The organism is Sphingomonas faeni (assembly GCF_040407565.1).
Taxonomy (GTDB): domain Bacteria; phylum Pseudomonadota; class Alphaproteobacteria; order Sphingomonadales; family Sphingomonadaceae; genus Sphingomonas; species Sphingomonas faeni_F.
Map to the genome: position 1 here is coordinate 81,058 of NZ_JAPZPR010000014.1, position 14,178 is coordinate 95,235.

The 14,178-nt window shown below is 67.4% G+C and carries 18 protein-coding genes; 10 read left to right on the forward strand and 8 right to left on the reverse strand.

The features are described from left to right. Positions 1-2: 2 nt before the first annotated feature. The 8 genes from O6Y00_RS20945 to O6Y00_RS20980 form a co-directional block, all read right to left on the reverse strand. On the reverse strand, positions 3-752 hold the full coding sequence (locus tag O6Y00_RS20945; RefSeq protein WP_353444456.1) for a FliA/WhiG family RNA polymerase sigma factor: 750 nt from the start codon (positions 750-752) through the stop codon (positions 3-5). Beyond that, positions 749-2,809, reverse strand: a complete 2,061-nt coding sequence (gene flhA, locus O6Y00_RS20950) for a flagellar biosynthesis protein FlhA (RefSeq protein ID WP_353444457.1) — start codon at positions 2,807-2,809, stop codon at positions 749-751. The genes O6Y00_RS20945 and flhA overlap by 4 nt, the downstream gene beginning before the upstream one ends. Positions 2,810-2,812: 3 nt before the next feature. Next, complete coding sequence (locus tag O6Y00_RS20955) at positions 2,813-3,658, reverse strand: lytic transglycosylase domain-containing protein (RefSeq protein ID WP_353444458.1); 846 nt, start codon at positions 3,656-3,658, stop codon at positions 2,813-2,815. A 186-nt stretch (positions 3,659-3,844) separates the two neighbouring features. Then, positions 3,845-4,162, reverse strand: coding sequence for a flagellar protein FlgN (locus O6Y00_RS20960; RefSeq protein WP_353444459.1), 318 nt, complete (start codon positions 4,160-4,162; stop codon positions 3,845-3,847). Beyond that, on the reverse strand, positions 4,149-4,442 hold the full coding sequence (flgM, locus tag O6Y00_RS20965) for a flagellar biosynthesis anti-sigma factor FlgM (RefSeq protein WP_353444460.1): 294 nt from the start codon (positions 4,440-4,442) through the stop codon (positions 4,149-4,151). Before flgM ends, O6Y00_RS20960 begins: the two co-directional genes overlap by 14 nt. Before the next feature lie 84 nt (positions 4,443-4,526). Next, entirely contained in the window at positions 4,527-5,021 is a 495-nt protein-coding gene (locus O6Y00_RS20970) for a flagella basal body P-ring formation protein FlgA (protein ID WP_353444461.1), read from the reverse strand. After that, positions 5,018-5,539, reverse strand: a complete 522-nt coding sequence (locus O6Y00_RS20975) for a hypothetical protein (RefSeq protein ID WP_353444462.1) — start codon at positions 5,537-5,539, stop codon at positions 5,018-5,020. The genes O6Y00_RS20970 and O6Y00_RS20975 overlap by 4 nt, the downstream gene beginning before the upstream one ends. Beyond that, positions 5,536-6,210, reverse strand: coding sequence for a motility protein A (locus O6Y00_RS20980; RefSeq protein ID WP_353444463.1), 675 nt, complete (start codon positions 6,208-6,210; stop codon positions 5,536-5,538). Before O6Y00_RS20980 ends, O6Y00_RS20975 begins: the two co-directional genes overlap by 4 nt. Positions 6,211-6,714: 504 nt before the next feature. Between O6Y00_RS20980 and O6Y00_RS20985 the strand changes: the two genes are divergently transcribed. The 10 genes from O6Y00_RS20985 to O6Y00_RS21030 all read left to right on the forward strand — a co-directional run. Further along, positions 6,715-7,053 (forward strand): flagellar basal body rod protein FlgB, encoded by a 339-nt coding sequence (locus tag O6Y00_RS20985; protein WP_353444464.1) that lies wholly within the window; start codon positions 6,715-6,717, stop codon positions 7,051-7,053. A gap of 1 nt (position 7,054) precedes the next feature. Continuing rightward, positions 7,055-7,465, forward strand: a complete 411-nt coding sequence (gene flgC, locus O6Y00_RS20990; protein ID WP_353444465.1) for a flagellar basal body rod protein FlgC — start codon at positions 7,055-7,057, stop codon at positions 7,463-7,465. Between the two features lie 2 nt (positions 7,466-7,467). Beyond that, positions 7,468-8,151, forward strand: a complete 684-nt coding sequence (locus O6Y00_RS20995) for a flagellar hook assembly protein FlgD (RefSeq protein WP_353444466.1) — start codon at positions 7,468-7,470, stop codon at positions 8,149-8,151. 28 nt (positions 8,152-8,179) lie between these two features. After that, positions 8,180-9,466, forward strand: a complete 1,287-nt coding sequence (locus O6Y00_RS21000) for a flagellar hook protein FlgE (protein ID WP_353444467.1) — start codon at positions 8,180-8,182, stop codon at positions 9,464-9,466. A gap of 24 nt (positions 9,467-9,490) precedes the next feature. Further along, positions 9,491-10,243, forward strand: a complete 753-nt coding sequence (gene flgF / locus O6Y00_RS21005) for a flagellar basal-body rod protein FlgF (protein ID WP_120299608.1) — start codon at positions 9,491-9,493, stop codon at positions 10,241-10,243. A gap of 13 nt (positions 10,244-10,256) precedes the next feature. Beyond that, a complete protein-coding gene (gene flgG, locus O6Y00_RS21010; RefSeq protein ID WP_056061573.1) occupies positions 10,257-11,045 on the forward strand; it encodes a flagellar basal-body rod protein FlgG in 789 nt (262 codons plus the stop codon). 29 nt (positions 11,046-11,074) lie between these two features. Continuing rightward, a complete protein-coding gene (locus tag O6Y00_RS21015; protein ID WP_353444474.1) occupies positions 11,075-11,740 on the forward strand; it encodes a flagellar basal body L-ring protein FlgH in 666 nt (221 codons plus the stop codon). Between the two features lie 179 nt (positions 11,741-11,919). Further along, the gene (locus tag O6Y00_RS21020) at positions 11,920-13,026 is read left to right on the forward strand and encodes a flagellar basal body P-ring protein FlgI (RefSeq protein ID WP_353444468.1); all 1,107 of its coding nucleotides are present in this window, start codon (positions 11,920-11,922) and stop codon (positions 13,024-13,026) included. Continuing rightward, positions 13,023-13,352: a rod-binding protein gene (locus O6Y00_RS21025; protein ID WP_353444469.1), complete on the forward strand. Its 330-nt coding sequence runs from the start codon at positions 13,023-13,025 to the stop codon at positions 13,350-13,352. Before O6Y00_RS21020 ends, O6Y00_RS21025 begins: the two co-directional genes overlap by 4 nt. Beyond that, positions 13,349-14,178 (forward strand): FlgK family flagellar hook-associated protein (locus tag O6Y00_RS21030; protein ID WP_353444470.1); only part of this gene is annotated, 830 nt, incomplete at its 3' end. The genes O6Y00_RS21025 and O6Y00_RS21030, both read left to right, overlap by 4 nt.

Sequence of the window (14,178 nt, forward strand, 5' to 3'; positions counted from 1 at the left end):
CGCTAGATTTGGCGGGCGAGCGCCTTTTTCAGCTTGGCATGCGCCGACGCCTTGATCTGGCAGACGCGCGCGGAGCCGACGCCGAAGACTTCGCCGATCTCCTCGAGGTTGAGTTCCTCGACGTAATAAAGCTGGATCACCTGCGCCTCGCGTTCCGGCAGCGCGGTGATCGCCTTGATCAGGGCCTCGCGCATGTCGCTGTCGGCGAGCTGCTCGAACGCGTCCGGCGTGTCGTCGGCGAACCAGGGCAGGTCGTCGGCGTACATCTCGTCGATCGAGTCGAAGCGGATCGCGTCGGCGGTGACGTAGTCGGTGCGGAGTTTTTCGATCGTCACGCCGATATGCTCTGCGATCATGTCTTCTCCTGGAGCTTTTCCGGTGCGGGCGGTGAGCGTCGAGATCGCCTCGGCATACTGGCGACGGCGCCGCATCGCGCCGCGCGTCGACGTGGCCTGGCGGCGGAGTTCGTCGATCATGCTGCCGCGCAAACGCGTGATCAGGTAGGTCTTGAACGGCATGCCGCGTTCGTCGAAATTCGCGGCGGCTTCGACCAGCGCGACGAGGCCGACCTGGATCAGGTCCTCGACCTCGACGCTGCTGCTCATGCTGCCGTGGACGTGCCAGGCTATCCGGCGGACGAGCGGGAGGTGCTGTTTGACGAGCTGGTCCGCATCGCCGCCGGGGCGTTGGTGCGGGCGGTACGTCAGCGGTTGCGCATCGGCGAACGCACCGCGCATCGGGAGGGCGCTCATGCCGCCAGCGCCTGTTGCGACGCACCGATGACGGCGACGACTTCGACCGCCTTCTCCTCGGGCACTTCGAAGAACGACATGACCGGCGTATCGGGCAGGCACGTCCGCACGAGCTTGCGGATGGCGATGCGGATGGTCGGCTGGACCACCAGCGCGAACGGTTTCGCCTCGGCGATCAGCGGTTCGGCGGCGCGTTGCAGCGCCTCGACGATGCGGCGGCCGAGATCGGGTTCGATCACGTGGCGGCGCGATTGATCGGCGCGCATCGCCTGGCCGAGCAGACCTTCCAATTGACCCTCCAACGTCATGACGCGCAGCGGTTCGCGCACGCCGCACAGTTTCTGGATGATGAGCGCGCCGAGCTCGGGACGGATCGTCTCGATGATCTCCTCGGCGTCCTGCGTGCGCTGTGCCGCGACCGCGATCGCGCCGGCGATGCGACGGAATTCCTTGAGCGGCACGTTCTCCGCGAGCAGGCCTTTCAGGACCTGCGTCAGCGTCGTGATCGGCAGCGGTGCGAGTGCTGCCACCAGTTGCGCGGCGCGCTCCTTGAGACCGTCGAGCAGTGCCTGCACTTCGTCCTGGCCGAGCAGCTCGGACGCGTTCTGGCCGAGCAGGTGGTTGAGATGCGTCGCCATCACGGTCCCGGGATCGACCACGAGATAGCCGGCACCAGTCGCGGCATCGGCGTCGCTCGCATCGACCCAGGTCGCGTCGAGCCCGAAGGTCGGATCCTTGACCTTCTTGCCGAACAGGTCGCCGAACGCCTGGCCGGTGTCGAGCGCGAGCATCTCGTCGGGCGAGACGGTGTCCTCGCCGACGACGACGCCGTTGACGAGGATGCGGTAGACGTACGGCGCGAGGTTGATGTCGTCGCGGACGCGGACCTGCGGCACGACGAAGCCGAGTTCCTTCGACAGCTGGCGACGCACGCCGGTGATGCGCCCCATCAGCGGCGACCCGCGACGCTCGTCGGCGAGCGGCACCAGGCCGTAGCCGATGTCGAGATTGACCTGCATCCCATCGGTGACTTCCTCCCAGCCGATCTTCGATTGGTCGATCGTCTCGACCGGGACGACGACGACGGGGGCAGGGCGGCGCTCGATCTGGCGGAGCTTCCACGCGGCGAACCCGGCGATCGCCGCGGCCGGCAGGATCACCATGTGCGGCATGCCGGGCAGGATGCCGAGCAGCGCGAGGATGACCGCGACCGGGGTCCAGGTGCGTGGGCTTCCGAACTGGCCGCCGATCTGGCCGGCGAGATCCTTGTCCGAGGTGACGCGCGTGACGATCGAGGCGGCGGCGATCGAGAGCATCAGCGACGGCAACTGCGCGACGAGCGCGTCGCCGATCGCGAGCAGGATGTAGTTGTGCGCCGCATCCGCGATCGTCATGCCGTGGCTGACGGGGCCGAGGATCAGGCCACCGATGATGTTGGCGGCGAGAATCAGCATCGCCGCGACCGCATCGCCCTTCACGAACTTCGACGATCCATCCATCGAGCCGTAGAAATCGGCTTCGGTGGAGACTTCGACGCGGCGTGCCTTGGCTTCGTCGGGGGTGATCAGGCCGGCGTTGAGGTCGGCGTCGATCGCCATCTGCTTGCCGGGCAACGCGTCGAGCGTGAAGCGCGCACTGACTTCCGACACGCGGCCCGCGCCCTTGGTGACGACGATCATGTTGATGATCATCAGGATCGCGAAGACGAAGATGCCGACGACGTAATCGCCGCCGATCAGGAACGTGCCGAACGCCTCGATGACGTGACCCGCCGCGCTTTCGCCCTCGTGGCCGTGGACCAGCACGATGCGGGTCGAGGCGACGTTGAGGCCGAGGCGGAAGAGGGTGGCGAACAGCAGCACGGTCGGGAAGGCGGAGAAATCGAGCGGCTTCTGCGCGTTCAAGGCGACCATCAGCACCGCGAGGCTGATCGCGATGTTCGCCACGAAGAAGATGTCGAGCATGAATGCCGGGATCGGCACGACCATGACGAGCACGAGCAGCAGAATCGCGAGCGGCAGGACCGACGCGCGGGCGTTGGAGAGGATGCGGTTCATGGCTTAGCCGCCCAACCGTGCGAGCATCATGTAGGCGAGGCGCGCGGTGTCGGGCGTCGGGCGCAGGACGTTCACCGCAGCCTGCGTCGTCTTGCCGGTGAACTTGTTTATCGCGGTGGTCGCCCAGGCGAGCGCGTCGTCGGCGCTCTCGTTGTTGCCGGTGATGACCGTGCTGCCGTTCATGTCGAGCGCCTGCGCGGCGTAGTTGGCGGGCGTCGCGGTCGCGCTTGCCCCGGCGGCGGCACCGCCGAGCTTGTCGGCAAACCGGTCGTAGATCGCCGACAGCGTGCGCGGCTGGTTGTTCGAATCGTAGAAGACATTGTGGTTTGCACGTGCCGCGGCCGGAAATAGTGCGGCGCCGCTCGCCTGCGGGTTGGCCTGCATCGTTTTCAGGAACTTGGTCGCGCCGCCGAGACCCATGAAGTGCGCCATATACAGGTCGGTGCCGGAGGCCGGGCGGTTCAGCGTGCCTTCGAGCGAGGCCTTGTTGTCCGACGCGTATTCGGCGGCCATCAGCGACGCGGCGTTGGGATCGTTGCGCAGCGCGAGGATCGCCGCCTTGGTGCCGGCATCGCCGACCGAGAGGCGGCCGCTCGACGATGTGCCGATGCTGTTCGCGGCCCACGCCATGCCGTGCTCGGCGCCGTGCTTTTTGACGACGGAGAGCCAGCTCTGTTCGATGAATTGATAGAGGCCGGAGGCGCTGGACGTGCCGGCCTTGGCGTTGGCGTTGAGCCCGCTCTCGAGCTTCGCCTGGCCCAGCAGATAGTCGAAATCCACGCCCGTCTTGCTGCTCGCAAGCGCGATCGCGGACTGGATTCGGCCGGTAGTGATAGGATTGACGGTCATGCCCGTGTGCGGTGCCCCTGGTTTAGGGGATGCTCAGCAAGGGGCGTGCCAGTTTTGGTGTTCGGTTCCCGTAGCGCCGTCATCCTGACGAAAGTCAGGACCCAGAGCCACGTAGTGCAATCCTCTGTTACTCTGGATCCTGACTTTCGTCAGGATGACGGAGGTTAAAATGGAGAGGTGCAGAATTCAGGCGTACGCGGCGCGCAGCCCCGGCCGATAGCCGGCAATGGCGCCGTCACCGGTCAGGGTTTGCAGGCGGCGGCGGACATTTGCCGCCATCAAATTGGTGTAGATCCGGCACGTCTCGTTGAGGCGGTTGGCTTCGTCCGCGAGCTCACGGATCTCAGGGCCGGCCGGGCCGGTGCCTAGCAGCGCGACCTGTTCGATCCCGGCGAGCTTGTCGGCGGTCGCGCGCTCGAGGCTGGCGACGTCGTTCGACTTCAGCGCGGCGATCTCGGCGTGGAGCGCGTCGATCACGCGGATCAGGGCATCACGACGCTTCATTGGAATTCCACGAAAGCTTGAGCGCCATCAGCCGGTCGGCGATGGTCGCGGGGAGGATCGGGAAGGTGCCGCTGGCGATCGCCTTCTTGATCTGGGCGACGCGCGCCGCATCGACCGGGGGCGCCGCGGCCATCGACTTGGCGAGCGCGATCGACTCCGGCAACACCGATGCCTGGGGGCGTACGGGCGTCTGAACCGCCGTCGCCGGCGTCGCAGCGGCGACGCGCGCGACGGTGCGATCTCCTGCTACTGACGGTTTCGCACCGATCGAGTCCACCATGTCCGCATCCTCTGGTTTGCGCTGACATCAGGAGAAACGGCCGCACCGGCAAAACCTTTAGCAAAATTAATCTGTCTGCCGAATTTAGTTCGACCATCCCGGCAGCGTGGCTCGGCCAGCGTCGACCGCGATTGCCTGGACCGGCGTGCGGGTCTCGTCGACCTTGACCATGAAGCGGCCGCCGGGCGCGGCATCACCCATCGCGACGCCCTCTCGGCTGATCGAGAAGCCCTCCGTGCCGGCCTCGATGACGATCGGATCGCCGCGCTTGATGACGGGTGCGGCCTTCACGGCGGGGGCGAACGACGCGGCGATCGCGGCGGGCGCATTGGCCGGGCGGATGACGGGGACGAAGATCCGCCAGGCGGGGCCGGTGCACGAGACGACCACCGCGTCATGCTGTTCCGAGCGCCACGACAGCGACACGGTCGGGCAGGTCGCGAGCCGCAGCCGTGCGTCGACCGGCGTGCGCGCGCCACCCTCGGCGCCGGTCGGGCGGCCGGTGAACGCGGCGACCGAGGCGTCGAGCGCGGCGGTATCCTGGAAGCTGGCGGCCATGAGCAGGAACGGGATGATCATTGAGCGGTCCTAATCGGTTCGCCGACAAAGGCGACGGAGACGATGGCGGCACGGCGGCCGGGCTTGGTGGCGGTGACGATCGCGACGCGAGACGGCGCGACCGCGGCGAGCGCGGCGGCGACGGTCCGCGCGCGATCGGCGGCGAGGATCGCGGCGCTGCCGGTGACGCGGTCGACGTCGGCGGGCGTGCCGTCGGTGGAGCCGGTGACGGTGAGCATGACGCGGGGATCACGCGCCGCCTCCCGCGCCCAGGCGACGAGCGCGCCGGGCGTGGTCGGCAGGATCGCCGAGCCGGGCGCGAAATCTAGGATGCCGGCGGCGGCGACGGGCATCGGCGTCGGCTCTGCGTCGTTCGCGCCGAAGCCTTCGCGGATACCCTTTGCCAAATCCTTGCCGCCGATATGCTGGGTTGCCTGCAGGAGCACGAGGAAGCCGACCAGCAATAGGGCGAGATCGGCGAGCGTGATCAGCCAGAGTGGCTTGCCGGTCGGCGCATCGGGATATTCGCTGGCGTTCACGCGACGGTGGCCAGCGTGGGTGGCGAACTGGGTGCGACGTAGCCGCGCGGAGTCTCGCGTTCGGCAAGCGCTACCAGTGGCGCCTCGATCCGCGCGCGCTCGAAAGCCTCGTTACGCCCTTGCGCGCGCAGGCGGTTGGCGATTGGCATGAAGAGCAGGTTTGCGAACAGCGCGCCGTACAGCGTGGCGAGCAACGCCACCGCCATCGCGCCGCCGATCGCGCCGGGATCGCTCATCGTCGCGAACATCTGCGCGAGGCCGATCAGCGTGCCGACCATGCCCATCGCGGGGGCGACTTCTGCAGCGCCGGCCCAGACGTCGGCGGCGGCGACGTGACGTTCGATCCGCGCGCTGCGGCGGTGCTGGACGAGCGTCGCGACGTCGGTTGCCGACGCACCGTCGACAATCGCGGCGATCCCGGCGGCGACGTCGGCGTCGGTGATGACCGAGCGGTCGAGTGCCATCACGCCGTGGCGCTTGGCGATGCGGGCAAGGGCGGTGATCTGGAGCAGCAGCGGGTCGGCGTCGAACCGGCCGCGGCCGAGCGTGGTGACGGCGGCGAGGGCTCGGCCGAGATCGCGAAGGGGGGTGCGGAGGACGACGGCGAGCGTCGTGCCGCCGGCGACGATGGCGAGTGCTGCGGGGTCGAGGAGTTGGGCGAGCGTGGTCATGTGCGTGGGGTGATGCAAGGGGTGGGCCAATTGGGAGACTTTTGTTCCGCTCCCTCGTGAAGGGCGGGGGGAAGAAGGGTGCTCTTGGTCATATCTCTATCCCGGCGGAGGTCGTGGGTCAGTTGGCGGACATCGGCAACTGAGGCTGCGCTGCGCTACTGCGACCTTTCCAACTGGGCCCCGGCCTTCGCCGGGGTGGTGGAAGTGGGGAAGTGACAGCGCTCCTCTCCTTGTTCTCCCGCGAAGGCGGGAGCCCAGACTGGGTCCCCGCCTTCGCGGGGAAACATCGTGATGGGCACGGGCCAGTGGTTCGGTTTGCCGGTCTTAAAAGCTAAACGGCAACTGCCTTGCCGCTCACTCCTGCAACACCGGCAACCTCTTGCCGCCTACCTTGCCGCCCGCCCGCCACCACCCGGCAAACCACCATCCCCCACCCTCGCCACAAAAACTGGCACGGCCATTGCTTATGTCGGATTGCGCAATGGTGCGCCAGGAGACGGGCTTGTGTCAGGCGACACGCTTTTCGGAGTTCACGGAGCGGCACTCGAGGTGCGGTCGCAGCGCATGGGTGTGCTGGCGTCGAACATCGCCAACGCCTCGACGCCCGGCTTCAAGGCGCGCGACATCGATTTCCAGGCCGCGCTCGCCTCGGTCGAGAACGACGGCAGCACAAATGCGGCGACCAAGTACCGCATCCCGACGCAGACCTCGATGGATGGCAACACCGTCGAGCTGAGCCAGGAGCAGACCGCGTTCGCCGAGAACGCCGTGCAGTATCAGACGACACTGTCGTTCCTGAACGGGCGGATCGGCCAGATCACCCGCGCGCTGAGGGGCGAGTAACATGTCCAATCAGCCCATGACGATCTTCCAGGTCGCCGGCCGCGCGATGTCCGCGCAGCTCGTCCGGATGAACACGACCGCGTCGAACCTCGCCAACGCCGGCGGCACAACCGGCTCCGCGGAGACCGCGTACAAGACGATGAAGCCGGTGTTCCGCACCAGCTTCGACGCCGCCAGCGGGATGTCCACGGTCGACGTCGAGCGCGTCGTCACCGCCGGAGAAGCGCCGACGAAGCGCTACGACCCAGACAATCCGCTGGCCGACAAGGATGGCAACATCTTCGAGGCGGCGGTCGATGAAACCCGCGAGATGGTCGACATGATGGAGACCGCCCGCAGCTACCAGAACAATATCGAGGTGATGAACACGGCGAAGTCGCTCATCATCGATACCCTCAAGCTAGGCCGCTGATCATGGCAACATCGTTCGATACCACGCTGTCCAACCTCGGCATCACGCGCTCCTCGGCGGCCGCGGCGGCGACCACCACGACCAAGTCGTCGACCGCGCTCGGCCAGTCCGACTTCCTGAAGCTGATGACCGCGCAGATGCAGAACCAGGACCCGTTCAACCCGGTCGACAACACCCAGATGGTCGCGCAGATGGCGCAGATCTCGACCACCTCGGGCATCTCCGAGATGAACACGACGATGAAAGCGATCGCCGACAAGCTGGGCGTCACCAGCACCGGCGAAGCGCTCGGCTATGTCGGCAAGACCGTCCTGACCCCGGGCAGCACCGCTTATGGTCGCGCGGGCGGCGGGATCGCCGGGTCGGTCGAGCTGGCCGGTGCCGCGACCGACGTCAACGTCACGATCAGCGATGCGAACGGCGCGGTCCTCAAGACCATGTCGCTCGGCAGGCAGGCCAAGGGCACGATCGGCTACGACTGGGACGGCCGGGACGCCGCCGGTGCGGACGCCGGTAGCGGGCCGTTCACCGTCCAGGTCAACGCGCAGAACGCCGGCACCACGGTCGGCGCGACCGGCCTGGTCTGGTCCCCCGTCCAGTCGGTGTCGACCACCACCGGCGCCGCCATCCTCACGCTTCCCGGCCTCGGCGAAATTCCCGCCAGCGCCGTCCGCCAGATCGGCTGAACCCAGAGTTTCCAGGAGCTAAACCGTCATGTCCTTCTACACTTCGCTCTCCGGTCTCCAGGCGTCGCAGGCCGAGATGTCGACGATCTCGCACAATCTCGCGAACGTCTCGACCAACGGCTTCAAGAAGAGCCGCACCGAATTCGCCGACGTGATCGCCTCGAGCGTCTCGCTGGCGCCGTCGCAGCAGGTCGGCTCGGGCGTCGTCGTCCAGGGCAATCGCCAGCAATTCTCGCAGGGCAGCCTGATCCAGTCGTCGAACAGCCTCGATCTCGCGGTGTCGGGCGACGGCTTCTTCGCGGTCAAGCCGAACGCGGAATCGGCGACGATCAACTACACGCGCAACGGCGGCTTCCTGGTCGACTCCAACCGCTTCGTCGTCGACTCGCAGGGCTCGCATCTCCAGGTGTTCCCGGTCGACGGCTCGGGCACCGTCGTCCCGACCGGCACCGACGCGTCGGTGAGCCTCCGCCTGCCCGAGACGAGCGGCAAGCCCACGCCGACCAAGGCGGTGACGATGTCGCTCAACCTCAACGCCAATTCCGCGGTGCCCACGACCGCGACGTTCGACCGGTTCGATCCGTCGAGCTACAACCAGTCCGCGCAGACCACGGTGTACGACGCCGTCGGCAACGCGATGACGATGACCAATTACTTCAAGCGCACCTCCGCGGCCTCGACCGCCGACCTGGGCAGCACGTGGGAAGTCCACAGCTTCGTCGGTGACAAGGAGCTGACGTCGGGCGGGTCGGCGACATCGCCGAGCGTCGGCGGCACGACGATGACGTTCGACGCATCGGGCAAGCTGACCGCGCCCGCCGCGCCCATCGTGTACGACGAGTTCACCACCGCCAACTCGACCGCCCCGCAGCAGATCAGCTTCGCGTTCGGCGCGGGCACGACGCAGCTGAAGAGCGCGTTCAACGTCGCGTCGCGCACGCAGGACGGCGCCGCTGTCGGCCAGATCCAGGGCGTGACGGTCGACGAGAAGGGGATGGTCAACGCCAGCTTCTCGAACGGCGACACGCAGGTGCTGGGGCAGGTGATGCTCGCCAACTTCTCCAACCCCGAAGGTCTGCGCCAGCTCGGCAGCAGCTATTGGCAGTCGACCGGCATCTCGGGGTCGGCGAAGCTCGGCGCGGCGGACACCAACGGCTTCGGCAAGCTGATGTCGGGGACGATCGAGGGATCGAACGTCGACATCACCGAGGAGCTGGTCAACCTGATCGCGGCACAGCGCAATTTCCAGGCGAACTCGAAGGCCTTGGATACCGCCAACCAGATCTCCGAAACCATCTTCAACATCCGCAGCTAAGCACGAGCGAGCAGGGGACCCTGAATGGACAAGCTGGTCTACACCGCGGCGACGGGCCTGCGCGCGCACATGGCGGCGCAGGCGGCGATCGCCAACAACATGGCGAACGCGTCGACCACCGGCTTCCGCGCCGATCGCGTGGTGTTCGACCGGCTCAACCTGAAGGGCGACGGCTCGACGATCGAGGCGCGCGCGCCGACGTCGGAAGAGGTGACCGACGCCGATCGTTCGCCCGGCGCGATCCAGCTGACCGGGCGTCCGCTCGACGTCGCGATCACCGGTACGACCGCCTGGCTCGCGGTGCAGGCGTCGGACGGATCCGAGGCGTACACCCGCCGCGGTGACTTAGAGGTCGCGCCATCGGGCGTGCTGCAGACCGGCGACGGGCATCCGGTGATCGGCTCGGGGGGGCCGATCACCCTGCCGCCCTACCAGTCGCTGACGATCTCGGCCGACGGCACGATCTCGATCGTGCCGCAGGGCGGCGATGCCAAGGATACGCAGGTGATCGACAAGCTCAAGCTCGCCGACACCAAGGGGTCCGACACGGTCAAGGGCCTCGACAATTTGCTGCGCGTGCGCGGCGGCGGGGCGTTGCCCGAGGACATGGACGCGAAGGTTCAGGGCGGCGCGATCGAAGGATCGAACGTCAACATGACGCAGGCGCTGGTCGACATGATCGAGAACCAGCGCAGCTACGAAGTCCAGGCCAACATGATGAAATCCGCCAAGGAAATCGACGAGAGCGGTGCATCGCTGATGCGCCTGCCGAGCTAGAAGGAACAGACGAATGTCATCCGCAGCCATGCATATCGCGCGCACCGGGCTCGACGCCCAGGACATGCGCATGCGCGTCATCTCGAACAACCTCGCCAACGTGAACACCACGGGCTTCAAGAAGGACCGTGCGGCGTTCGAGACGCTCGCCTACCAGACCGTCACGACGCCCGGCACGCAGAGCACCGCCGAGACCAAATACGCGACCGGGCTCAACCTCGGCACCGGCGTCCGTATCCAGGGCACTGCGCGGATCGACACGCAGGGCGCGATGCAGACGACCGGCAACAGCCTCGATCTCGCACTCGACGGCGACGGCTATTTCCAGGTGCAGATGCCCGGCGGCACGCTCGGCTACACCCGCGCCGGCAATTTCTCGCGCTCGGCCGAGGGCCTGCTGGTCACCAGCGAAGGCTATCAGGTGCAGCCCGGCATCACCGTGCCCGAGGGGACGACGGGGATCACGATCGGCCGCGACGGCACCGTGTCGGCGATGGTCCCCGGCCAGACCGAGGCATCGCAGATCGGCCAGATCCAGGTCGCCAGCTTCCCGAACGGGGCAGGGCTCCAGGCGACCGGCGACAACTACCTCGTCGAGACCGCAGCGAGTGGCGCGGCGAACGTCGGCGTCGCGGGGCAGGACGGTCGTGGCGGCATCAAGCAGGGCATGCTCGAGGCGTCGAACGTCAACGTCGTCGAGGAGCTCGTCGACATGATCGAGACGCAGCGCGCGTACGAGGTCAATTCGAAGATGATCTCGGCGACCGACGACATGCTCAAATACGTCAACCAGAACCTGTGATGACCCGCACCCCATTCCACTCCGTCGTCATGACGAGCGCGATCGTCCTCGCTGGATTCGGCGCGTCGTCGGCAGACGCCGGCCTGTTCGGCAAGAAGGCGCCGCCCGAGGATTTCTCGGTCGCGCGGCCTCTGCCGGTCCAGCCGGTGCCGGTCGTCGCGACCGGCTCGATCTTCCAGGCGCAGGACGGCTACGCGGCGCTGTACGAAGGCTGGCGTGCACGGAAGGTCGGCGATCCGCTGACGATCGTGCTGGTCGAGCGCACCGCCGCGTCGAAGTCGTCGGGGTCGAAGCTCGACAGCAACGGCGGCGCCAGCATCACGCCGCCGACCACCGGGCTGCTCAATCTGTTCAACAAGACCGATGCGTCGATCAGCGGCGGGCGCAATTTTAACGGGACGGGCGCGGCCGACCAGGCGAACTCGCTGTCGGGCGAGGTCAGCGTCACGGTGGCCGCGGTCTATCCGAACGGCACGATGCTCGTGCAGGGCCAGAAGCGCGTCACGCTCAACCGCGGCGACGAGTTCCTGAAGATCAAGGGCCTGGTCCGCACCGCCGACGTCGACGCCAACAACCGCGTGCTGTCGACGCGGGTCGCGGATGCGCAGATCTCGTACACCGGCAAGGGCGACGTCGCCCGCGCTGGCCGCCAAGGGTGGCTTGGCCGCTTCTTCTCCGTCGTCAGCCCGTTTTGATGCGCACCCCCCAGCCGTTCGTCCTGAGTAGAGACCGAGTAGTGCCGAAGGCGCGTATCGAGGGCTCGTATCGAAGGACAGGTTGGCGCGCGGAACCCATGCTTCGATACGCACCCTCGATACGCCGCTGCGCGCCTACTCGGTCGCTACTCAGCACGAACGGTAAAGGACTAAAGACCGTGTTTCGCTTATTCGCAGGTCTCCTCACCACCCTCCTCGCCTCGCTCCTGATCGCCGCGCCGGCCTCGGCCGACCGGATCAAGGACCTGGGCGGGTTCCAGGGTATCCGTTCGAACCAGCTGACCGGCTACGGCATCGTCGTCGGCCTGCCAGGCACCGGCGACGACAATCTCGAATACACCGTGCAGTCGTTGAAGGCGGTCGCGTCGCGCTTCGGCCTCCAGCTGCCGCCGTCCGCGAACCCCGGCATGAAGAACGCGGCGGTCGTCATGATCACCGCCGAACTGCCGCCGTTCGCGAAACCCGGCCAGCGGCTCGACATCACCGTCGCGTCGATGGGCAAGGCCAAGTCGCTGCGCGGTGGCAGCCTCATCATGACGCCGCTGCTCGGTGCCGATAACCAGATCTACGCGATGGCGCAGGGCAACCTCGCGGTCGGCGGGCTCGGAGCTGAAGGCGCGGATGGGTCCAAGATCGTCGTCAACGTGCCCTCGACCGGGCGCATCCCCGAGGGCGCCACCGTCGAACGCGCGGTCGCGACCGGGTTCGACAGCGCACCGACGCTGACCTTCAACCTCGCGCGCGCCGATTTCACGACCGCGCAGAACGTCGCCGGCGCGATCAACTCGAAGCTCGGCTTCGGCAGCGCGCAGGCGATCGACGCGGTCTCGGTCGCAGTCCGTGCGCCGATCGGTGCCGATATCCGTGCGACGCTGATGTCGACGATCGAGAATCTCGACGTCGTCTCCGCCGAGCCGTCCGCCAAGGTGATCGTCAACGCGCGCACCGGCACCGTCGTCATCAACTCGGCGGTCCGCGTCGGCCCGGCGGCGATCACGCACGGCAAGATGACGGTGCGGATCGACGAGAAGCCGCAGGTCAGCCAGCCCGCGCCGTTCAGCGGCGGCCAGACCGTCGTCACGCCGAACAGCGCGGTCGCGGTCGAGGAGGAGCGTCGCCCGATGTTCCTGCTCGCGCCCGGCCCGAAGCTCGCCGACATCGTCAAGGCGGTCAATGCGATCGGCGCATCGCCGGCCGACCTGGTCGCGATCCTCGAGGCGCTGAAGGAAGCCGGCGCGCTCAAGGCCGAGTTGATCGTCCTTTGAGCCCGCTCAACGCACCCGCAGCCGCGCCCACGACCGGGATCTCGACCGACACGAGCCGCCTCAAGTCGAAGGACAATCTCGACAAGGCGGGGGAGAAGTTCGAGGCCGTGTTCACCGGCATGATGCTGAAGAGCATGCGGCAGGCCAAGCTCGCCGACCCGCTGTTCGATTCGAAGGCGATCGACACCTTCACCGACATGCAGGACGGGCTGATCGCGAAGTCGATGGCCGAGCACACGCCGCTCGGCATCGGCAAGGCGATGACCGATTTTCTCGCCAAGTCTCAATCCGATCTTAACCAGGCCGCGGCAGACTCGCCGCCATGAGCGATCTCCTTTCGATCGGCGCTTCGGGCGTGCGCGCGTACCAGACTGCGCTGTCGACGGTGTCCGAGAACATCGCGAACACCGGCACCGCAGGCTATACGCGGCGGACGACGACGCTCACCGAAGTGTCGTCGGTCGGCGGCGGCCTGAACGCGCGCCGGTCGGTCAGCAGCGGGGGCGTCACGATCGCCGGCATCGGCCGCAGCGCCGACGCGTACCGCTCGCAGGCGGTTCGCTCGGCGGGCTCCGATCTCGCCAAGACCGAAGCCGGGGTCACCTGGATGAACCGGATCGAGACAGCGCTGGGCGACAACCAGCTCGGCGACCGGATGACGGGCTTCTTCACGTCCGCCCAGAAACTCGCCGCCGATCCGACATCGGAGCCGGCGCGGGCGGTCATGCTCGAAGCGGCCGGCACTGCCGCCGCCGCCTTCACCGCGACCGGGCGTGCGCTCGATACCGCGACCGCGGATCTCGATTCGACCGCGTCGCAGGCGGTGCAGTCGTTCAATGCGCTCGGCACCGCGCTCGCCAAGATCAACGACGGCATCGCGCGCACCGCGCCGGGATCGTCGACCGCCGCGCAGCTTGCAGACCAGCGCGACCAGGTGCTCGAGCAGATGAGCGCGATCGCCGACGTCAACACGTCGTTCGATTCGCTGGGGCGGACCACCGTGCGGCTCGGCGGGGCGGCCGGCGCGGTGTTCGTCGCGGGCGGGGCCAGCGAGCAGATCTCCTATGCGCGCAACGGCGAAGGCGCGGTGCAGTTCGCGGTGACCGGCGCGGGCGGCGCGTCCGCGGTGGCGCCTGTCTCTTATACACATCT